This is a genomic window from Alistipes intestinihominis (assembly GCF_040095975.1).
GTDB lineage: Bacteria > Bacteroidota > Bacteroidia > Bacteroidales > Rikenellaceae > Alistipes > Alistipes senegalensis.
In genome coordinates this window covers 1-20,463 of record NZ_JBBMFL010000001.1, presented here as the reverse complement: position 1 = coordinate 20,463, position 20,463 = coordinate 1, and the positions used below count along the sequence as shown (strand labels likewise).

Here is a 20,463-nt window from a genome sequence, read left to right as displayed (position 1 = left end):
AAAGTCAAAAGCAATTATGAAAAAGATATTGAACGTATTGCTGGGTGTTCTGATGGCAATCACCGTGGTCCTTCTGGTCTACGCGATCGCCACCGGCGGCTCGGAGGCTGCGATCAGCGTGAACCTGATGTGGGGTTATTTCCTCCTCGTGTTCGCGGTTGCGGCAGCCATCTTCTGCGCCGTCTTCGGAATGATCCAGAACCCGGCAGGCATCAAGGGAACCATCCTGTCGCTGGGGTTGATCATCGTAATCGTGGGCGTGTCGTATTTCATCTCGGCAGGCCACACGGTGAACATCGTCGATCTCCAGAACAACGGGTTCTTCGGCCACACTGAAACCGTAATCACCGAAACGAGCATCCTCGTTACCTACGTCGCATTCGTCGCCGCTTTCGTGACGGCCGTAGCGACCGAGATCTGGGGCGCTTTCAAATAATTGAGGAAAGATAATGGCAGTAGATAAAAGAAAAGTACAGGAGATCAATGCCGGTTCGATGGCCGACATCGCCTTCCTGCTGCTCATTTTCTTCCTGGTCGCCACTACCATGAACACGGACACGGGTTTGGTGCGTATGCTCCCGCCGATGCCCCCTGAGGATCAGAAACAGGAGGACATCAAGGTCAAGGAACGCAACCTCTTCCTGGTGTTCATCAACGGCAGGGGCGACATCATGGCAGGAGCTTCGGGCAAGCAGGAACCGATCGATCTGCATCAGCTGACGGAGAGGACCAAGGAGTTCATCGTAAACCCGATGGACGACGAGAACCTTCCCGAAAAGGTGAACAGGGACATCGATCTCCCCGACGGCAGCAAATGGGTCTATCCCGTGAGCGAAGGCGTCGTTTCGCTGCAAACGACCCGCGATACGGGCTATCAGTCCTATATCATGGTGCAGAACGAACTCACGCGCGCTTTCAACGAGGTGCGTGACGAAGTGGCACAGCGTAAATTCGGCGCCAAATTCTCGGACCTTCCCGAGGAGCAGCGCAATGTGATATCGAAGGCAGTGCCTCTGAAAATCTCGGAGGCGGAACCGCGTAACATAAAGAAGTAAGTCATGGCAGTAATGAAAAAGAAGGGCAACAAAGGTCTGCCCCCTATCTCGACCGCATCGCTTCCTGACGTGATCTTCATGATCCTCTTCTTCTTCATGGTCTCGACGACCATGCGCGATCAGGAACTGCTGGTGAGATACAAACTTCCGGAGGCCACCGAGGTGCAGAAGCTCGAGAAGAAATCGCTCGTCAGCTTCATCCACATCGGCCCCCCGTCGATGACGATGCAGGCAAAGTTCGGTACCGCGCCGCGCATCCAGTTGAACGACTCCTACAAATCGACCCGGGATATTCTGGACTTCGTCGCCGCAGAGCGCGATAAGCTCAGCGAAGCCGACCGTGCCTCGATGACCATCTGCCTGAAGGCCGACCAGGCCACGAAGATGGGTATCGTGACCGACGTGAAGCAGGAGCTTCGCCGGGCCAACGCCCTGAAAATATCCTATGCGGCCTCCAAGTCGCTGGGATACTGATCCGGGGAATTCATTTGAAAAAGAGCAGGCTTCGGGCCTGCTCTTTTCGTTTCAGAAGGGGAATTCCAGCTGGTCGATCTCGTGGTTGAACGTCAGCCGGTGATGGGGCGTAAGGCCGTATTCGCGGATCGCCAGCCGGTGTTCGCGCGTCGGGTAGCCCTTGTTCTTCATCCAGCCGTATTGGGGGAACTCCTCCGCCAGACGCATCATATACTCGTCGCGGTGGGTCTTGGCAAGAACCGACGCGGCGGCGATGTCGGCATATTTGCCGTCGCCCTTGACAATGCAGCGGTAAGGGATTTCGAGCCGCGTGCGGAACCGGTTGCCGTCGATAGCCAGGAATTCCGGCCCGGGATCGAGCCGCGCCGCGGCCAGCGACATCCCCTCGAACGAGGCGTTCAGAATGTTGATCTCGTCGATCCGGGCCGCTGAAACCGCCTCGACGGCCCATGCCACGGCCTCGCGCTCGATGATCGCCCGCAGCTTGTCGCGGTTACGCTCGGTCATCTGCTTCGAATCGTTGAGCAGCGGATCGTGAAAATCCGGCGGAAGGATCACCGCCGCCGCAAACACCGGCCCGGCCAGACACCCCCGCCCGGCCTCGTCGCACCCCGCCTCCCGGAGCTCGTATTGATACTGGTTTTCCAACATAGAAGCAAAGTTAGAAAATATTCCGGCTTTTTTCGCTAATTTTGCAGCGAGGAAAATTCCCGTTATGAAATTCGACATCGCCCGGCAGCCGCTCGTTCCGGCTTTTCTGACTCTCGCCGCACTCGCCTACGCCGCGATGCGGGGAGCGGCGGAATACGGCCTCGACCCGGCGCTGCTGAACGGCGCCGCGGCGATTCATCCCGCAACCGCGGTGTCCCCCGAAGCTGCGCTGCTCCAATTCCAGGCGTCGCATCCCGTATGGGCACGCTGGATCGCGGGCCTGCTGATCCTCTTCACGGGCATGTGCGCCGGCCGGATGACCATTCGCTACAACCTCTATTCGGTCGGCACCTGCCTCGCCATCCCGCTCTACGGCGCCATCGTCTGCGGGCTCGCCGTCGGGAGCGACTACCTGCCGGCGTTCACTGCCGCGGCCCTGCTGGCGCTCTCGGTCAAGAATTTCGCCCGTTCGTTCTGCAACGGATACGGCTTCGACGCCATCTTCCGGGCGTCGCTCTACCTCGGACTGCTGCCATTCGTCAGCACCGCCGCACTGCCGCTGCTACTGATACTGCCGCCGGCCGTCCTGCTCTTCCGGCGCACGCTGCGCGAAGCCGTCGTCGCCATCGCGGGAGTGCTCCTCCCGGCCTTTACGATCTGCTACATCAACTGGGGCGCCGGAGGAGAGTTCCTGGCCCCGCTCATGGCCCTGGGCGACCCGTTCATCACCGGAAAGCCCTTCGCGCTCCTCTCGGCAGTACCTCTCCGGAATCTCGTCCTGCTGGGCGGCATTTTCGTCCTCGATCTGTTGGCACTGCTCTTTTTTCTCTCGGACATCTACGCCGTCGGGACCAAATCCCGGACGATACTTATATATAATATAAGCGTCCTCGTCCTGACCGCCGCCGTGCTGTGCGGACCCGCCGCAACCCCGGGTGCCGCGGCCTTCGCAGCCCTGCCGTCAGCCGTGCTGTTACCCTTCATGTTCGTACGAATCCACCGGGGTATCGCCCTGCTTCTATACCTGCTATTGCTCGCCTCTGCCGTAGCCGAAGCCGTCTTGCGATATTCTATTTAGTTTAGAACATAACACAAAACGTCCTATTTGGGTATTTATGCCCAAATGTGCTATTTTATATAGTAGATTAAAAAGTATTAATTGTATATTTGAGAACGAACATGAGTGACGCAACGCTTTGTTCAGAAAAACTTAAATTACAATTAGTATGAAGAATTCATTGACTTCATCGGTACAACAGCCGATGATCGTGAAGTACGTAGAGACGCTTCACAACGGAATCCAATCGCAAGTCCTTTCGCGTTATGCCATCGGGTACATCCTCCGCGGCACGAAGTACATCTATGACGGCGATAAGCGCCAGACACTTTCGCGCGGCGACGTGTTTTACCTGGGCATCGGACACCACTACATCGAGAACTTCCCCGAAGGAGGCCAGCCGTTCGAGCAGGTGCTCTTTTATTACACGCCGGCCGACCTGCAACGCATCCTCATGCACCTGAACATCACCTACGGACTGAACATTTCGAACGAACATTCGTGCGAAAACTGCCGCAACCGGTCGCATGTGGCCATGCCCGCCTGGAACTCGCTGCGCAACTTTTTCATCAACACCAACAACTATCTGCGCGACGAGGACTTCCGCCACGACGAGACGGCCGAGAACATCAAGATGACCGAATTGATCTACCTGCTCGCCTCGCACGAGGATTGCTGCATCAAGAGCAAGCTGCTCAGCAACGTCGATTCCGCCAAGGAGAACTTCGAGCAGATCATTTACGACCATATCTTCAAGGACATCTCGATCGAAGAGCTCTCGAAGCTCACCAACCGTTCGCTGACATCGTTCAAGAAGGAATTCCGCCGCCATTTCCAGATGCCGCCTCACAAGTGGTACATCCGCCAGCGGCTCATGCACTCGCGTCTGCTGCTCATCTCCACGTCGAAATCCATCTCGGAAATCGGCAACGAATGCACCTTCCCCAACACCTCGCATTTCATCAAACTCTTCAAGAAGGAGTACCAGATGACGCCCGCCACGTACCGCCACCGCCATATTTCGTCGCTGACATCCGAGCCGCAGCCGGCGTTGCAGGAGGCTCCGGAGGCCGTGGAAATGCGCGAGGCGCTTTAATCAAAAACTTATGAATTCGGAGGTATCTTAAAAATTTTAATTATAAACTATAAACAAAAGGAGGTCAGGTTTTAGAAAAATGTTACAAAACATTTGGTTTTTCGTAAATTTCGATTTACCTTTGTGTAACAAACGTGGGATTCTCCCACTCTCATTAACCTAACTAACCTAACCAGAGAGGTCCGATACCGGCAGGTGTCCGACCTCTTTTCTGTTTGGTGGAAGGGGATAGGTACAAAAAACGCCTCTCAGACGGCAGGCGCAGAACCGGATGGGCAGCGACGAAACATTACTTCCGCACCCTAAAACCCGGCTTTTAGCCGGGCGGGCGCAGATCCGGAACAATAATTGGCATCATCACGGGGTTTTTCAATTATTTTTCTTATTTTTGCATCAATTGGAAAATAATGATCTTAAATGCCGAAGTTTTATGACAAGGTAGACGTACTGAAAAAACCCGGATGGTTGAAGATCCGTCTCCACCGCACCCCCGAATGGTCCGAGGTGCGGCACATCGTCGAGAAGCACAATCTGCACACGATTTGCAGCAGCGGCATGTGCCCCAATCAGGCCGAGTGCTGGAGCCGGAGAACCGCGACCTTCATGATTCTGGGAGACATCTGTACCCGGGGCTGCCGCTTCTGCGCGACCAAAACCGGACATCCCCTTGCTCCCGACGCCGAAGAGCCCCGAAAGGTGGCCGAAAGCGTCGCCCTGATGAAACTGAGGTATGTCGTCGTAACCTCCGTGACGCGCGACGACCTCCCCGACGGCGGAGCCCGGCATTGGGCCGCAACCGTGGAGGCCATCCGGTCGCAGAACAGCGACGCCGTAATTGAGCTCCTTATTCCCGATTTGGACGCACGGCCCGACCTTTTGGACGTGGTCATCGCGTCGAAGCCCGGTATCATCGGGCACAACATCGAAACCGTCGAGCGACTGACCCCCGTGGTGCGCTCCAGAGCCAAGTACCGTACGAGCCTGGAGACCCTGCGGTACCTGAGCGATCAGGGCGTCGTGACGAAGAGCGGACTGATGGTCGGACTTGGCGAGAGCGATGATGAAGTTTTACAAACCCTGCACGACCTGCGCGACGCGGGCGTGCGGATCGTGACACTCGGTCAGTACCTCCGTCCCACTCTGGAGCATTACCCCGTTGCGGCGTATATCACTCCCGAAAAATTCGAATGGTACAGACTCCGGGCGCTGGAAATGGGTTTCAGCTACTGCGCGAGCGCGCCGCTGGTCCGCTCGTCGTACATGGCTGAAGAGGCCCTGCAAAGCGTAAAAAGTTTGTAGCGATGGAAGTCTCCTGCCGGGACCTCGGAACGATGGACTACAAGGAGTGCTGGGATTTGCAGCAGTCTTTGTTCGACGCGTCGGTCGCCCGGAAAAGTGCGGGTTCGAGCCCTGTTCCGGGCATCGGAAACAACCCGGACGATGCGGGCACGATCCTGCTGGTGGAGCATCCGCCGGTCTACACGCTGGGCAAAAGCGGGCACGCCGAAAACCTGCTCGTGGCCCGCGAAGCGCTCGAAGCGATGGGCGCACGGTTCTTTCACATCGACCGCGGCGGCGACATCACCTTCCACGGCCCCGGGCAGCTGGTCTGCTATCCGATCCTCGATCTGGAGCGCATCGGCATCGGGCTGAGGGAGTACATCGACACGCTGGAGGAGGCGGTGATCCGCACGGTGGCCGAATACGGCATCGCGGCGGGACGCATCGCAGGGGCTTCGGGGGTCTGGATCGACCCCGAGGGCAGGCGTCCGCGCAAGATCTGCGCAATAGGCGTGCGTTCTTCGCGTTTTATTACCATGCACGGGTTCGCGCTGAACGTCTCGACCGACCTCGAATGGTTCACGCGCATCAACCCCTGCGGGTTTACCGACCGGGGCGTCACGTCGATTGCATCGGAAACGGGATTGCGACCGTCGATGCAGGAGGTGAAGCACACGGTTGTCAGGAAACTGGCCGCGGCATTGCGCTGCAAAATTGCGGCGGACTTCTGAGCCGCGCAACCGGGCATCGCCTCCAAAAGCCGGCTTTTAGCCGGTCAACATTTGCAAACGCTGCCGAAGGCAGCGACAACAGCGGCAGAGAGTGCCGAAACGATATAAAGACGTAATAACGGTAATTAGAAAGTAATGTTAAAATATATAAATAATAATTCGTATGCCTATAGAAAAACGCTGGGTAGTAAAGCCGCAAGGCGACCCCGCGACGGTAGCCATGTTGGCTGCCGCTCTGCGGATCTCGCCCGTGCTGGCCAACCTGCTCGTACAAAGAGGCATAGACAATGTAGAAAAGGCGGAGAAGTTCTTTAAGCCGAGCCTCGCCGACCTGCACGATCCTTTCCTGATGAAGGACATGGACCGGGCGGTCGAGCGGGTCGAACGGGCCGTTGCGAACAATGAGAAGATCATGGTTTACGGCGACTACGACGTGGACGGCTGCACGGCCGTCGCGCTGGTTTACAAGTTCCTGCGCCAGATCGGGCACAAAAACCTGATGTTCTACATCCCCGACCGTTATACCGAAGGTTACGGTATTTCGATCAAAGGCATCGACCTCGCAGCCCGCAAGGGCGTGGGGCTCATCATCGCCCTGGACTGCGGCATCAAAGCCACGGAAAAGATTGTCTATGCGAAAACGAAAGGCGTGGATTTCATCATCTGCGACCATCACCTCCCGGCCGAGGAGATTCCCAAGGCCGTAGCCGTTCTGGACCCCAAGCGGGTCGATTGCTCCTACCCGTTCGACGAACTGTCGGGCTGCGGCGTGGGATTCAAGCTCGTGCAAGCCTATGCGCAGAAAAACGCCATCCCCTTCGAGCAGATCGTGCCGCTGCTGGACCTGCTGGTCGTGTCGATCGCCTCGGACATCGTGCCGCTGGTGGGCGAGAACCGTATTCTGGCCTATTTCGGGCTGAAATACCTCAACCGCGAGCCGTCGAAAGGGCTGCTGTCGATCATCAAGATCTGCGGACTGGACAAGCACAGCATCACCATCGACGACATCGTCTTCAAGATCGGGCCGCGCATCAACGCCGCCGGCCGGATGCGGATGGACGAGAACGACGAGAACGCCTCGCCCTCGGGCGGACACGCCGCCGTGGAGCTGTTGATCGAGGGCAACGAGTCGATCGCCGAGGAGTTCGGCAGCGTGATCGACGCCTACAACCAGGACCGCAAGTCGATCGACCGCTCCGTCACGCAGGAGGCGCACGATTTCATCGAGCGCAACCCCGCCATGAAGGCTCTGAAAAGCACGGTGATCTACAACCCGCGCTGGATGAAGGGCATCGTGGGGATCGTGGCGTCGCGCCTGATCGAGACCTACTACCGCCCGACGGTGGTGCTGACGATGAGCAACGGCTATGTGACCGGCTCGGCGCGTTCGGTGCCGGGATTCGACCTCTATCAGGCCGTCGAGTCGTGCTCGGACCTGCTGGAGAACTTCGGCGGACACATGTACGCCGCAGGGCTCACGATGCGTCCGGAAAACGTCGGGGAGTTCACCCGGCGGTTCAACGCCTTTGTCGAGGAGAACATCGACCCGCAGATGCTCGTTCCGCAGGTGGACATCGACAGCGAGCTGCTCTTCTCGGACATCACGCCGGCGTTCCGCAAGGACCTGAACCGCTTCCAGCCCTTCGGGCCGGGCAACACGGCGCCGGTATTCGCCACGTACGGGGTCAGCAACCACGGCGACGCGAAGCTCGTCGGCATGGAGTGCGAACACCTGCGCATGGATCTGATGCAGCGTCAGAAGCCCAACACGAAGATTCAGGCCATCGCCTTCCAGCAGCCCACGCACTACGAATGGGTGCGCTCGGGGCGTCCGATCGACGTTTGCTACCAAATCGTCGAGAACCACTACCGGGGCACGGTGACCACCCAGCTCCGCGTCAAGGACATCAAACCGGTCCTGAACCGGTAATTCGCGCCGGAAACGAAAAAAAGGCGGACCCTTACGAGGGTCCGCCCTTTCCGTTTCGGCAGGCTATATGAAAAACGCCATCGCCGAGAGCAGTTTGCGCAACTCGGCCAGCGCACCCGAAATGTGATACTGCACGGTCTTGGGGCTGATGTTGAGCGCCTCGGCAATATCGTTGTAGGACATGTTCTCGTAACGGCTCATGCAGAAAACCCGCCGCCGCTGCTCGGGCATGTTGCGGACGGCCAGGTCGATCATCTCCAACAGATCGGCCGTTGACACGCGGTCGTCGGTCTGAGGCGCGGCGGGACTCTCCGCAGCCCCGGCCTCAGCCTGGTATTTATACTCCACCTGCCGGTGCTTGTAGGCATTGAAAACGGCGTTGCGCGTCATGCGGAACAGATAGCCGCGGAACGACAGGATGTTCCCGAGCCCCCGGCGCTGCTCCCAGATTTTCAGGAAAATATCATGCGTGACATCTTCGGCGTCGGTCCGGTCCTTGAGCAGCCGGAAGGCGAAATCGCGGACCTTGGAGGCATAACGCAGGTAAAGGATGTCCAGCGCTTCGGAATCCCCGTCACGGAGTTTTTTCAGGATGATATGTTCGTCGCAATCCATAATCGGTCAGTGCAAATATAGATTTTAAGCGAACAAATTAAAAATCTTTCGCCCTTTTTTCACGACTTTTTAACAGACCGGCGGAAATATAAAAAAAATTGTACGAACTGACTGGCCATCGCTGCCGGTAAGTTGTCTTATCTATGGAACCGGCTCCTAAAACAACCTTTTAACCTGAAAAACTAAAATGAAAAAACAGCTACTATTCATTGCGGTCCTGTTATGCGCATGTCTGGCGGGCGGTTGCAAGGACGACGATCCGTCGGCCCCCGACAGTCTCTACATGCACAGCACGTCGGGCACGGTGGAAGCCGCTGCCGGCACGCAGTCCGTGACGATCTACACCACCTGCGGCTGGAAGGCCACAGGCGACGACTGGATCACGGTCGAACCCCTTTCGGGAGGCGAGAAGGGCATTTTCGCCGTCCACCTCGGCTTCGGAGCCAACGACACGGGCGCACCGCGCACCGGCCGGGTCGTCTTCGAGGCCGGAACCTATTCGGAAACCTACACCCTGACGCAGAAAGCGCAATAAACCGCAGCCCTCCAAAAACCGGCACACGATGAACAAAACGGAACGCAAGCGAATCATCGACTACATATTCCGTCATCCAGAGACCCCGGAAGAGATCCGGCAGCAGTTCGAGCGCTGGATGCTGGCCCGGGAACACGACTCCGGCATCGACGAAATCCTGTGGGACATCTGGGAAAACCATGCGGCGCCCGTCTCGGAAGAGGAGGACCGCAGGGGACTCGAACGGCTCCGGGCGTCGATCCGCGCAAGCCGGGTCCGCACGCTTCCGCGCCGCGTCCTGCGCTACGCAGGTATGGCCGCCGCCGTCGTGCTGGTATTCCTCGGGGGCTATTTCGCCGCCACGCAGACGCTCGCACCCGAGAAGGAGGTCACGCTGCTGACCGCCAAGGGACATGTCGGGGAGTTCACCCTGCCCGACGGGACGAAGGTGTGGCTCAACGGCGAAAGCCGGTTGAAATACAATGCGGATTTCTCGGGCAGGACCCGCGACGTGGCCCTGACGGGCGAAGCGTTCTTCGAAGTGCGTAAAGACACGCTGCGGCCGTTCCGCGTCAGCATGAACGACTTGCAGGTCGAGGTGCTGGGCACCTCGTTCGACGCCATGAACTATGCGTTCGGATCGAGCGAGGAGGTGGTGCTCAAAAGCGGCTCGGTGAAGATCTCCGGAGAGCATCTCCGGAGGCCCGTGACGCTGCGTCCCGACGAGCGGTTCTCGCTCGACCGGCTTTCGAAGCGCGCCTGCGTCGAGAAGGTCGATGCCCGGAATTACAGCCAGTGGTTCTCGCCGCGTCTGATCTTCGACAACACGCCGCTGAAAGACATCGTCATCAACCTCGAACGGAGATACAACATCGAAATCTCCCTCTCGTCGAACATCTCTCCCGAAAAACGACTGTCGCTGGTCGTCTGCCACGAACCGCTGGAAGACCTCATGGAGGTGATGTCCTCGCTGATGTCGATCCGCTACCGCATAGACGGCAACCGCGTTCTGATCACCCAGAGATAAAGCCTGTAACATAGACGGTCTGTTCCGAAACCTCCTGCAACGAGAGGCTCCGGCATACCTTTCCATTTGAAAAATCGAACCAAACACAAACCGAAACTATCATGAATGAACTCAACGTTTTGAAAAGGATCTGCCGGCATCTGTGGCTGGCGCTCCTCCTCTGCGCGGTGTCGGCCGCCACGGCTTCGGCCCAGGTCCCGACCGTCACCGTCGATGCGAAGAACGTTACCATCAAGGAGCTGTTGCAGCGCATCGAAGCCAACAGCCAGTACACGTTCGCCTACATCGACGCCGACATCAACCCCGACAAACGGGTGTCGGTGAAGGCCGTCAACCGCAGCATCGCCTCGATCGTCGCCGAGGTGCTTCCCAATGTGAATATGGAAGTTAAGGGATTGAAAATCGTCCTCACAGCCAAACGGGGGGGGGAATCGCAGACCCGCCCGGCCGCTGACGCCGGACGCACGGTGAAGGGCCGCGTGACCGACGAAAGCGGCGCGCCGGTGATCGGCGCCACCGTCATCCTGAAAGGCACCACGACGGGCACGGCGACCAATGCCGCCGGCGAATACGCCATCGACATCCGGCAGGCCGACGCCGTGCTGGTCTACTCGCTCATCGGCTACAACAAGGTCGAAGTGGCGCTCTCCGAGGGCCAGACGCAGGCCGACGTTACGCTGAAAAGCGAGGCGATCGCCATGGACAACGTGGTGGTCGTGGGCTACGGCGTGCAGAACAAGCGCGACGTGACGACGGCCATCTCGTCGATCAAGGCCGAGGATTTCGCCGACATGCCGACGGCCGACTTCCGCGACGCCATGGCCGCCAAGATGCCGGGCGTGCAGGTGCTCACGCTGGGCGGCCAGCCCGACGGCAACGTCTCGATCCGCATCCGCGGCATCCAGTCGGCCACGTCGGGCAACGACCCGCTCTACGTCATCGACGGCGTTCCGTGCGACGCCCGGGCCTTCTCGAACCTCGAAAGCAGCGACATCGAGAGCCTCGAAGTGCTCAAGGACGCCTCGGCGGCGGCGATCTACGGTTCGCGCGGCTCGTGCGGCGTCATCCTCATCACGACCAAGCGCGGCACGGGCGAACGCCCCGTCGTGAGCTACGACGGCCAGTTCAGCGTCTCGAACGTCTCGAAGACGATCGACATGCTCGACGCTTACGAATTCGCAACGATTTTCAAGGAGGCCCGCGACGGCGCCTATCTGTTCAACGTCCCGACGGGTTCGATCGACGACCCCTACGAGGACCGTCCCCAGACCTACCACCGCGTCGATCCGCTCATCACGGCCTACCTCCAGGACAAGACCGGCACGATGACCGACACCGACTGGCAGGACGCCATCTTCCGCACGGCCTACTCGACCAAGCACTCCGTGTCGGTTTCGGGCCGCACCAAGACGCTGGGCTACTACGTCGGCGCCAACTACCTCTACCGCGAAGGTACGATCATCGGCTCGGATTTCGAACGTTACAGCCTGCGGGCCAACATCGACGGCAAGCGCAACCGGCTGAAATACGGCGTCAGCTTCTCGCCCTCCTATTCGAAGACCAACTACATCTCCTCCGACACGCAGTACAACGGCGACGGCGTGATCGCCTCGGCGCTGATGGCGCCCCCGGTCTTCCCGGTCTACAACGCCGACGGCTCCTACAACTGGGACATGAACGGATTCCTGCGCGTCAACAGCTGGGACACCCAGACCAACGAGGTGCTCAACCCCGTGGCGCTGGCGCTCGAAATCGACGACGTGCGCGAGAAGATCAACATCCTGGGCAACGCCTACGTCTCCTATGAGTTCGTCAAGGGACTGGAGTACAAGTTCACGGCCGGCGGCGACTACTACTCCTACATCCGCAACTACTACCGTCCGTCGTACATCCCCCTGCGCGGCCTCAAGTATCTCGACGCCCCGTCGGACCCCAAGGCGCAGAACAACATGCAGTCCTACTTCCACTGGACGATCTCCAACCAGCTCTCCTTCAACCGCACCTTCGGCGACCACTCGATCAACGCCGTGGCGGTCTACGAAGCCGAAAAAGAGAGCATCCAGACCTCGCAGATCGTCGGCACGGGGGTCAAGGGCGACGACAAGATCCGCACCACGAAGGGCAAGACCATCGACCTGACGGAGACCTACAACAACAAGTACGCCTACACCTTCGCTTCGTGGCTCGTGCGTGCGCAGTACTCCTACAAGGGGCGTTACATGGTTTCGGCGTCGATCCGCGGCGACGGTTCGTCGCGCTTCGCCCCCAACACCCGGTGGGGTTATTTCCCGGCAGCCTCCGTGGGCTGGCGCGTGAGCGACGAGAGCTTCCTGCGCAACGTGAAATGGCTCGACGACCTGAAACTCCGCGCCAGCGTGGGTCAGACCGGAAACGCCCAGATCGGCAACTCGGAGTACCTGGCCCTCTACGGCATGACGAACATCGATCTCGGCAACGGACTCACCTCGCAGGTCTATCCCTCGCAGATCGCCAACAACGATCTGGGCTGGGAGAAGAACACGCAGTACAACATCGGTCTGGATGTCAGCCTGTGGCGCGGCACCCTCGGATTCACCGCCGACTACTACTACTCGAAGACCACCGACATGCTGTTCGACGTTCCGGTTTCGTCGGTGTCGGGCCTCACCTCGTCGAACGTCAACATCGGTTCGATGCAGAACCGGGGTATCGAGCTGGCGCTCACTTCGCGGCGCAGCTTCGGCGACTTCTCCTACGCCTTCGCCGCCAACTGGTCGCTCAACCGCAACAAGGTGCTGAGCCTCGGCGACGAGAACGCCGACATCATCAAGGAGTCCTCCTACGCCGGCGGCTACTACCTCACGCGCGTCGGCCAGCCCGTCGGCTGCTACTACCTGCTCGTGCAGGACGGCATCTTCCACAATCAGGAGGAGCTGGATTCCTATCCCCACTTCGACACCACGACTGTCGGCGACTTCCGCTTCGTCGATGCCAACGGCAACGGCATTCTCGAAAAGGACGCCGACCGCGTGATCGTGGGCAACTACATGCCCGATTTCTACTACGGCTTCTCGGTCAACCTCTCCTGGAAGGGCCTCGACCTGGCGGCCAACTTCCAGGGCGTCTACGGCAACGAGATCCTGAACCTCGAACGCCGCTACCTGCTCAACATGGAGGCTTCGTCGAACATGATGAAGGAGTCGCTGCAACGCTACCCCTACGGCGAGCTGAACCGCGCCACCCGTAAGTCGAGCGGCAACAACGGCGCCTGCACCTCGACGTTCCACCTCGAAGACGGCTCCTACCTGCGTCTGCAAAACCTCTCGCTGGGATACACCTTCCCCGACAAATGGACCCGCAAGGCCGGCATCTCGAAGCTGCGCATCTACGTGCAGGGCACGAACCTCTTCACGTGGACCGACTATACCGGCTACAACCCCGAGGTCAACAAACGCTCGACCGACGCCCTGCGTCCGGGCGAGGACTACTGCTCCTACCCGCTGTCGCGCACGTTCAGCGTCGGTGTGAACTTCAACCTGTAATCAAAAATGACGATGACCATGAAACCGAAACATATCCTTGCGCTGGGACTCCTCGCACTGGGCCTGGGCTCGTGCGGCGAAAGTTTCTTCGAACAGTACCCGAGCAACAACATCACCGAAGGCAACTTCTATAAGACCGACGACGATTTCAACCAAGGGGTGGCGGCCTGCTACTACAAGCTCAAGACGCAGATGAGCTTCCACCTCACGGAGATCGGCTACCGCAGCGACGAGAACATACTCGAGTCGATGGCCGTATCGACGCAGGACCGCTACGACATCGACAATTTCGCCGAAACGGCCAGCAACGGCATTCTGAACGACATCTGGGACGCCTGGTACAACGGCATCTACCGCTGCAACGACGTGCTCGACCACCTGGCCGGGGCCAAGATCGCCAACTACGACAAATACCGCGGCGAATGTCTGTTCCTGCGGTCGTGGTGGTATTTCAACCTCTACCGCGTTTTCGGCGTGGTGCCCATCGCCCGCACTGTCGTGGCCCCGGCGGCCGCCAAGCTCATCCCCCGCTGCACGGAGGAGGAGATGTACACCCTGCTGACCGAGGACCTCTCGGAGGCTGCGCGCCTGCTGCCGTCAACCCCCGGGTCGGAAAAGGCCCGCGTGGCGAACATCGCGGCCTACACGCTGCTGGCGAAGGTCTACCTCACGTTCGGCAAGCCCGCCGAGGCCAAGACCGTCCTCGAAGAGGCGATGAAGAACACCGCCTACGGGCTGGAGACGACGACGAAAAGGGTCTTCGACGTGAGCAACAAGATGAACAAGGAGATCATCTTCGCGCTCTACTACAACAAGACCAACGACAACGGCCACGGATACTGGTACAGCGCCAACACGGAGGTGCTGGCCGACATCCGCAACCCGACACCCGAATTCAAGGCGATCTACGACGGCGAGAAGGACAACCGCCTGCCGCTGATCAGCACCTACACCAAGATTTCGAGCAACCTCTTCGCCATGAACAAATGGTACGACACCTACGACGCGACCTACACGGATCAGGTGGGCAACGACTTCCCGCACCTGCGCTATGCCGACGTGGTGCTGATGTACGCCGAGGCGCTGGCCGAATCGGGCGGCAGTCTGGACGACGCGCTGGTGTGGCTCAACAAAACCCGCGTGCGGGCCGGACTCGACGAACTGACGACCGACGAGGTCAAAAGCCTGGCGGAGTTCCGCCGCGAGCTGGCCGACGAACGGGGCCGCGAATTCGCCCTCGAAGGCCACCGCTGGTTCGACCTCGTGCGGCTGGGGCTGGCCGTCGATTATTTCCGCGGACTGGGCTACTCGCTCGACGCGCACAACCTGATCTTCCCGATCCCGCAGAGCCAGATCGAAATCGTGAACAACCCGTCGATTCTGTGGCAGAATCCCGGTTTCAATTAACCAACCACTTAAGTCAGAACAAGCATGAAAAAGATAGTAATCGACCTTTTGCTGACATCGTTCATCGCCGCGGGCCTCACCGCATGCTGGAGTGAGGATATTCCCGAAGCCGGAGCGGCCCGCCGCCAGGTCACCGATCTCACCGCCACTCCGGGCGACGAGGAGGTGCAGCTCGCCTGGAGCCTGCCCGAAGGCTGGAATCCGACGGACTTCATCGTCTACTACACCAACACCGATTCGGAAACGGTCACCCTGCGCACGGACGGCGAGATGAACTGCACGATCGACGGACTCGTCAACGGCACGCAGTACACCTTCTACGTGCAGGCGGTCTACGGAAAACTCGTCTCGAACTACGTCGCCGTCGTCGGCCGGCCCGCCACGACGCGCTTCCCGGTCACCGACCTGACGGTCGATGCGGGCGATTCGTTCGTGAGCCTCGCGTGGACCAAGCCCGCGACGACGGTGCTCTCCTACACGCTCTCCTACTACAACGAGGACACGCCCGACAATGTCGAACAACAGACGCTCGACAAGGACGCGACGAGCGTGAAGCTCGAAGGGCTGACCAACGACAAGAACTACTACTTCTCGCTGGCGGCCAACTACGAAAAGGGCGCTTCGGAGCCGGCCACCGCCAAGGCGATGCCGACGCTGGCGATCCCCTACATCCTCGACCGCGACCAGGCGGCCAAGAACCAGCCGATCACCTTCACGTTCAACACCGAAGACTACCCGACGGCCACCGATGTCAAGTGGACCTTCCCGGGCGATGTCGTCAAGGAGGGAACCGTCGTGAAATACGGACTGGGCACGGTCGGCACGCAGACCGTGAAGCTGAGCGCCACGATCGACGGCAACGCCCGTTCGTGGACCCTCGAAGTCGAGATCCGCGAATACGTCATCTTCAACACCGACTGGGCGCAGGACGGCTCGAACTACAACGGATTCAAGGGCACCTGCCCGGTGTTCTCGCCCGACGGAAAGACCGTCTACATCGTCACCTTCAACAAACTCTCGGCCCTCTACGCCTTCGACATCGCAACGGGCAATGAGAAGTGGCGCTACGTGCCGTCGGCCAACACCGGCAGCTACAACATGCTCACCGTGAACCCCGTAACGGGCGACATCTACTACGGCACGCAAACCGCCGGACAGTTCTACGCCGTCACGCAGGAGGGCAAGCTGAAGTGGACCTTCGCCGAAGCCGGCTCGATGCAGAGCGCCGCCCCGGCCGTCAACGCCGCCGGAACGGCCGTCTATATCTGCGACAAGAGCGGCAACACGTTCGCCATCGACGCCGCATCGGGGCAGAAGATCTGGAGCTTCGCCGCGGGCGTCGCCGGAGGCGGCCTGCTGGTCAACGGCAACGAACTGCTGATCGGCGCCGAGAACAACGCCTTCTTCGTCGATACCGAAACCGGCGAGCAAATCGCCAAGGTGGCGCTGGGCTGCAAGATGTCCGACATCACCGGATTCGCCGTCAGCAGCGACAAGACGCTGGCCTATTTCGGAGCCGCAAGCGGTTACATCGGCGCGGTCGATCTGACGACGCACACGGCGAAAACCCCGCTGCTGGCCGGCACGACCAACCCCAACACCATCTACGAACCCGTCGTGGCCCCCAACGGCTCGGTCTTCGCGGGATCGAAGAACGGTTCGGTCTACAACGTCAAGGGCGATCTCTCGGCCGTCAACTGGGAACACGTCCACACCGGAACGCCCGTCAGCAACACCTACAACTACTCCCACCCGTGCGTAGACTCCGAGAACCGGTTCTACATCACGGCGGGACAGACGACCAACACGTCCTACATCTTCGATGCCGACGGCAGGGTCCTCGACTCGTGGAGCTATACGGGAGCCACCGCCGCGGCGCAGCGCCAGATGGGCGGCAACAACTACCTCGACGGCGTGTTCTACTCGGCATTCATCGGCAACGCCGACCAGAACGGCATGTTCGTCGGCAAATACGTCGGCGGCGAACGCGCATCGGGCTGGAGCACCCACGGCGGCGACATCTGCGGATCGTGCTGCGTAAAATAGGAGGAAGCGATGAAAAAACTACTGTTCATAATGGCAGCGCTCCTGCTGGCCGCCGGAGCCGCCCGGGCCGAATACCCCGTGGGCGTATCGCTCGGCATGGTGAAGGTCCCCGAGCCCGAAAAACTCGCGCAGATCAAAGCCGCGGGCATCGACCACGTGGAGGTCGTCTTCAACTACTTCTGGCGCAACGCCCCCGAGAACGAGTGCTACACCCGCGCCTACCGCGTCAAGGCGATGCTCGACGAGGCCGGGCTCACGGTCTGGTCGTGCCACCTGCCTTTCAGCCGCACGCTCGACATCTCGGTGCTCGATCCGCAGCGGCGCGAAGAAAACGTCCTGCTGATGGAGCGGATGATCCGCCTGGCGGAGATCTTCCACCCGCAGCGGCTGGTGCTGCATCCCAGTTCGGAGCCGATCTCCGACGAGGAGCGCGAAACCCGCCTGCAAAACTCCGCCAACTCCATCGGCCGCCTCGCGCTGGCCGCCAAAGGGATCGGCGCGGTGCTCTGCGTCGAGAACCTGCCCCGCACCTGTCTGGGCCGCAATTCGGACGAAATCATGCGGCTGATCGGCGACTTCCCCGAGGTGATGGTGTGCTTCGACTCGAACCACCTGCTCCAGGAGGAGCACGCCCGCTTCTTCGAGAACGTGGGCAGCCGCATCGGCACGATCCACGCCTCGGACTACGACCGCCGGGACGAACGCCACTGGCTGCCGGGCGAGGGCGTCATCGACTGGCCCGACTTCCTCCGCCGCCTGCGTGCGTCGGGCTACAAGGGGGTCTTCATGCACGAGGTCCGCGCCGGGGAGAACGCCACGCCCGCAAACGTCGTGAAAGCCTACAAGGAGGTCATCTGCGGCAAAACGAAAAAACAACCCACCCAAAATGCACAAAACCATGAATAAGATAAAAAACCGCCTGTTCCGGGTTCTGCTGCTCTGCGCCGGAACGGGACTCCTCGTCGCGGGCTGCTCGAACGACGACGATGCGCCCCGCGAAATCGCGTCGAAGACCACCCTGACGCTGACGAAATACTACAACGACAAGGGAGCGACGACGCTGCCCACCTGGAGCAAAAGCGACAAGGCCGGGATGTTCGTCGCGGACCGAAACGCCCCGGAGGCCGTCTATGCGGCGCCGATCCAGTCGGGATCGCAAAAATCGCTCTTCCTCTTCACGCTCGACGCGCCGCAGTATGCGGCCTCGACGGTCGTCGCTTTCTGGCCCTCGGACGCCGGCCTCCGCTGTGAGAACGGCACGCTGAAAACCGTCGTTCCCACGGAGCAGACGGGCGCAGTCGCCCCGATCCTCGCCGGCAAGGCCACGGCGCGGGTCAATGCCTACGAAGGTTGCAGCATGGAGCTGACGAACCTCTTCTGCACGATGTACGTCAGCGTGAAGAAGGGCAACTACTCGATCGGCAAGGCGGTCGTAAAGGCCAACGGCGGCGAGGGGATCGCCGGAGAGCTCACGATCGGCATCGACGACTGGTCGGCATCGGCATCGGCGCAGACGATCACCGTGACGCTGCCCGCACCCCTCGACTGTTCGAAAGAGACGCAGCTGATACCCGTAATGATCGCCCCCGTAACCCTGTCGCAGGGCTACACCGTGACCCTCACCGACACCGACGGCAATTCGTTCTCGGTCGGGAAGACGGAGCCCGTGACCCTGGAGGCCGGAGGCAAGCACGACACCGACGACGCCCGTTCGAGTTTCGTGACCGAACTGGTCTTCTGCGGCGACAACATGGTCTACATGATCGACGCCGGACTGGCCGACGAGACCACCTACAAGGATGCGGTCACGTGGAGCTGGGACGCGACCGAAGCTGCCTCCGTGCTCGGGCTGGACAAGAGCCGCTGCAACCATCTCGACGACTGCAAGCCGGTGGACAACGGCAAGAAACTCCTGTGCACCAGCTCCTACAACTGGTGCGTGCTGCTCGACATCGCCACGAAAGAGGTGCTGTTCCACACCACGGCGACGCCCAACGCCCACTCGGCGGAACTGCTGCCCGGCAACCGCATCGTCGTGGCCTGCTCGGACGGCAGCGGCGCGGGCAACAACTCGGTGCAGCTCTACGACATTTCGCAGCCCAACCTGATTCTCCACCAATCGACACTCGGTTCGGCGCACGGCGTCGTGTGGAACGAGACGACCCAGCGTCTCTATGCGATCGGCGGCCAGAGCCTCCAGATCTACAAACTCAAAGACTGGGAGACGGCAGCCCCGTCGCTCGAACTGGAAAAGACCGTACAGACGCCCCAGGGAGGTCTGCACGACATGAGCTACGTCAATTCGAACACGCTCTGCATCGGCGGACGCCGGGCCTATCTCTACGACATCGGCGCCAACCAGTTCACCGAAATGACGCTCTTCGCCGCATCGACGGCGATCAAGTCGATCAACTACAACGACGAAACGGGCGAACTGTGGTACACGGACTCCACCAACCCCGAGGGCTCGCAGTCGTGGTCAACGCAGACCATCCGCTACTCCACGGACAAGAACGCCTCGACGGAGACACGGACGATCAAGGTTCCCGACCTGGATATGTACAAGGTCCGCGTGATGAACTGGTAGCGCGGAACGGACTTCGGCAGAAAATCGTGTATGTCAACGCGAATACACGATTTTCTCATTACATTCACCGCATTATTGACTTCAAACCCAACGATCCATGAAAAAACTGCTCATTCTTCTCTCGGGGCTGTTGCTCCTGCAAACCTCCTGTTCCCGACCCGCTTCCGTCCCCGCCAGCCGGGCCGAAGGCATCGTGGCTGAGATCCACAACCCCTCCTCGCGGAAAGTCCTCGTCGCCTGCCACCGCGGCGACTGGCGCAACTATCCCGAAAACTCCCTGGCGGCCATCGGGTCGGTGATCGGCATGGGCGCCGACATCGTGGAGATCGACCTTGCGCTGACCTCCGACAGCGTGCTGGTGGTCTGCCACGACCGGACGCTGAACCGCACGACGACGGGCAAAGGTCTCATCGCCGAAATCCCCTATGACTCCGTCCAACGGTGTTTCCTCAAATCGGGCCACGGCGTAGC

General features: G+C 60.0%; 18 protein-coding genes. 16 read left to right on the top strand and 2 right to left on the bottom strand.

Annotated features, from left to right (window positions below; translation table 11 throughout):
• Positions 1-16 precede the first annotated feature (16 nt).
• The 3 genes from WMO46_RS00090 to WMO46_RS00080 are packed head-to-tail and all read left to right on the top strand — an operon-like array spanning position 17 to position 1,529.
• Complete coding sequence (locus WMO46_RS00090) at positions 17-436, top strand: hypothetical protein (RefSeq protein WP_026076772.1); 420 nt, start codon at positions 17-19, stop codon at positions 434-436.
• A gap of 13 nt (positions 437-449) precedes the next feature.
• Positions 450-1,055, top strand: a complete 606-nt coding sequence (locus WMO46_RS00085) for an ExbD/TolR family protein (RefSeq protein ID WP_019151975.1) — start codon at positions 450-452, stop codon at positions 1,053-1,055.
• Between the two features lie 3 nt (positions 1,056-1,058).
• Positions 1,059-1,529: an ExbD/TolR family protein gene (locus WMO46_RS00080; protein ID WP_026076771.1), complete on the top strand. Its 471-nt coding sequence runs from the start codon at positions 1,059-1,061 to the stop codon at positions 1,527-1,529.
• A gap of 51 nt (positions 1,530-1,580) precedes the next feature.
• Here the strand turns inward: WMO46_RS00080 and WMO46_RS00075 are convergent, their stop codons facing one another.
• Entirely contained in the window at positions 1,581-2,180 is a 600-nt protein-coding gene (locus tag WMO46_RS00075; RefSeq protein ID WP_019151973.1) for a ribonuclease HII, read from the bottom strand.
• Between the two features lie 64 nt (positions 2,181-2,244).
• Here WMO46_RS00075 and WMO46_RS00070 point away from each other — a divergent pair, with 64 nt between their 5' ends.
• From WMO46_RS00070 to recJ, 5 genes are all read left to right on the top strand, one after another.
• Entirely contained in the window at positions 2,245-3,258 is a 1,014-nt protein-coding gene (locus WMO46_RS00070) for a hypothetical protein (protein ID WP_349093532.1), read from the top strand.
• Between the two features lie 148 nt (positions 3,259-3,406).
• Positions 3,407-4,333: an AraC family transcriptional regulator gene (locus WMO46_RS00065; protein WP_026076770.1), complete on the top strand. Its 927-nt coding sequence runs from the start codon at positions 3,407-3,409 to the stop codon at positions 4,331-4,333.
• A gap of 417 nt (positions 4,334-4,750) precedes the next feature.
• Entirely contained in the window at positions 4,751-5,632 is an 882-nt protein-coding gene (gene lipA, locus WMO46_RS00060) for a lipoyl synthase (RefSeq protein ID WP_019151970.1), read from the top strand.
• Between the two features lie 2 nt (positions 5,633-5,634).
• Positions 5,635-6,345, top strand: coding sequence for a lipoyl(octanoyl) transferase LipB (lipB, locus tag WMO46_RS00055; protein WP_349093529.1), 711 nt, complete (start codon positions 5,635-5,637; stop codon positions 6,343-6,345).
• Positions 6,346-6,508: 163 nt separating this feature from the next.
• Entirely contained in the window at positions 6,509-8,275 is a 1,767-nt protein-coding gene (gene recJ / locus WMO46_RS00050; protein ID WP_195498164.1) for a single-stranded-DNA-specific exonuclease RecJ, read from the top strand.
• Between the two features lie 63 nt (positions 8,276-8,338).
• On the opposite strand, the gene WMO46_RS00045 is transcribed toward recJ, so the two are convergent.
• The gene (locus tag WMO46_RS00045; protein WP_019151960.1) at positions 8,339-8,890 is read right to left on the bottom strand and encodes an RNA polymerase sigma-70 factor; all 552 of its coding nucleotides are present in this window, start codon (positions 8,888-8,890) and stop codon (positions 8,339-8,341) included.
• Between the two features lie 187 nt (positions 8,891-9,077).
• On the opposite strand from WMO46_RS00045, the gene WMO46_RS00040 reads away from it, so the two are divergent.
• The 8 genes from WMO46_RS00040 to WMO46_RS00005 form a co-directional block, all read left to right on the top strand.
• On the top strand, positions 9,078-9,425 hold the full coding sequence (locus WMO46_RS00040; protein WP_019151959.1) for a BACON domain-containing protein: 348 nt from the start codon (positions 9,078-9,080) through the stop codon (positions 9,423-9,425).
• A 28-nt stretch (positions 9,426-9,453) separates the two neighbouring features.
• The gene (locus WMO46_RS00035; RefSeq protein ID WP_019151958.1) at positions 9,454-10,431 is read left to right on the top strand and encodes a FecR family protein; all 978 of its coding nucleotides are present in this window, start codon (positions 9,454-9,456) and stop codon (positions 10,429-10,431) included.
• Positions 10,432-10,532: 101 nt separating this feature from the next.
• Positions 10,533-13,952 carry a SusC/RagA family TonB-linked outer membrane protein gene (locus WMO46_RS00030; protein ID WP_349093526.1) on the top strand — a complete coding sequence of 1,140 codons (3,420 nt, stop codon included), beginning with the start codon at positions 10,533-10,535 and terminating at the stop codon, positions 13,950-13,952.
• An 18-nt stretch (positions 13,953-13,970) separates the two neighbouring features.
• On the top strand, positions 13,971-15,359 hold the full coding sequence (locus WMO46_RS00025) for a RagB/SusD family nutrient uptake outer membrane protein (protein WP_242493136.1): 1,389 nt from the start codon (positions 13,971-13,973) through the stop codon (positions 15,357-15,359).
• Positions 15,360-15,383: 24 nt separating this feature from the next.
• Complete coding sequence (locus tag WMO46_RS00020) at positions 15,384-17,405, top strand: outer membrane protein assembly factor BamB family protein (protein WP_349093524.1); 2,022 nt, start codon at positions 15,384-15,386, stop codon at positions 17,403-17,405.
• Between the two features lie 9 nt (positions 17,406-17,414).
• Positions 17,415-18,311 (top strand): sugar phosphate isomerase/epimerase family protein, encoded by an 897-nt coding sequence (locus WMO46_RS00015; protein ID WP_019151953.1) that lies wholly within the window; start codon positions 17,415-17,417, stop codon positions 18,309-18,311.
• Positions 18,304-19,992, top strand: a complete 1,689-nt coding sequence (locus WMO46_RS00010; protein WP_349093522.1) for a DUF6528 family protein — start codon at positions 18,304-18,306, stop codon at positions 19,990-19,992. The genes WMO46_RS00015 and WMO46_RS00010 overlap by 8 nt, the downstream gene beginning before the upstream one ends.
• A 97-nt stretch (positions 19,993-20,089) precedes the next feature.
• Positions 20,090-20,463: glycerophosphodiester phosphodiesterase family protein (locus tag WMO46_RS00005; protein WP_349093520.1), on the top strand; the 374-nt coding region annotated here is incomplete at its 3' end.

Excerpts from the sequence above, each read along its gene's own strand:
- WMO46_RS00090 (WP_026076772.1), top strand. The coding sequence starts at position 17 with ATGAAAAAGATATTGAACGTATTGCTGGGTGTTCTGATGGCAATCACC.
- WMO46_RS00085 (WP_019151975.1), top strand. The coding sequence starts at position 450 with ATGGCAGTAGATAAAAGAAAAGTACAGGAGATCAATGCCGGTTCGATG.
- WMO46_RS00080 (WP_026076771.1), top strand. The coding sequence starts at position 1,059 with ATGGCAGTAATGAAAAAGAAGGGCAACAAAGGTCTGCCCCCTATCTCG.
- WMO46_RS00075 (WP_019151973.1), bottom strand. The coding sequence starts at position 2,180 with ATGTTGGAAAACCAGTATCAATACGAGCTCCGGGAGGCGGGGTGCGAC.
- WMO46_RS00070 (WP_349093532.1), top strand. The coding sequence starts at position 2,245 with ATGAAATTCGACATCGCCCGGCAGCCGCTCGTTCCGGCTTTTCTGACT.
- WMO46_RS00065 (WP_026076770.1), top strand. The coding sequence starts at position 3,407 with ATGAAGAATTCATTGACTTCATCGGTACAACAGCCGATGATCGTGAAG.
- lipA (WP_019151970.1), top strand. The coding sequence starts at position 4,751 with ATGCCGAAGTTTTATGACAAGGTAGACGTACTGAAAAAACCCGGATGG.
- lipB (WP_349093529.1), top strand. The coding sequence starts at position 5,635 with ATGGAAGTCTCCTGCCGGGACCTCGGAACGATGGACTACAAGGAGTGC.
- recJ (WP_195498164.1), top strand. The coding sequence starts at position 6,509 with ATGCCTATAGAAAAACGCTGGGTAGTAAAGCCGCAAGGCGACCCCGCG.
- WMO46_RS00045 (WP_019151960.1), bottom strand. The coding sequence starts at position 8,890 with ATGGATTGCGACGAACATATCATCCTGAAAAAACTCCGTGACGGGGAT.
- WMO46_RS00040 (WP_019151959.1), top strand. The coding sequence starts at position 9,078 with ATGAAAAAACAGCTACTATTCATTGCGGTCCTGTTATGCGCATGTCTG.
- WMO46_RS00035 (WP_019151958.1), top strand. The coding sequence starts at position 9,454 with ATGAACAAAACGGAACGCAAGCGAATCATCGACTACATATTCCGTCAT.
- WMO46_RS00030 (WP_349093526.1), top strand. The coding sequence starts at position 10,533 with ATGAATGAACTCAACGTTTTGAAAAGGATCTGCCGGCATCTGTGGCTG.
- WMO46_RS00025 (WP_242493136.1), top strand. The coding sequence starts at position 13,971 with ATGAAACCGAAACATATCCTTGCGCTGGGACTCCTCGCACTGGGCCTG.
- WMO46_RS00020 (WP_349093524.1), top strand. The coding sequence starts at position 15,384 with ATGAAAAAGATAGTAATCGACCTTTTGCTGACATCGTTCATCGCCGCG.
- WMO46_RS00015 (WP_019151953.1), top strand. The coding sequence starts at position 17,415 with ATGAAAAAACTACTGTTCATAATGGCAGCGCTCCTGCTGGCCGCCGGA.
- WMO46_RS00010 (WP_349093522.1), top strand. The coding sequence starts at position 18,304 with ATGAATAAGATAAAAAACCGCCTGTTCCGGGTTCTGCTGCTCTGCGCC.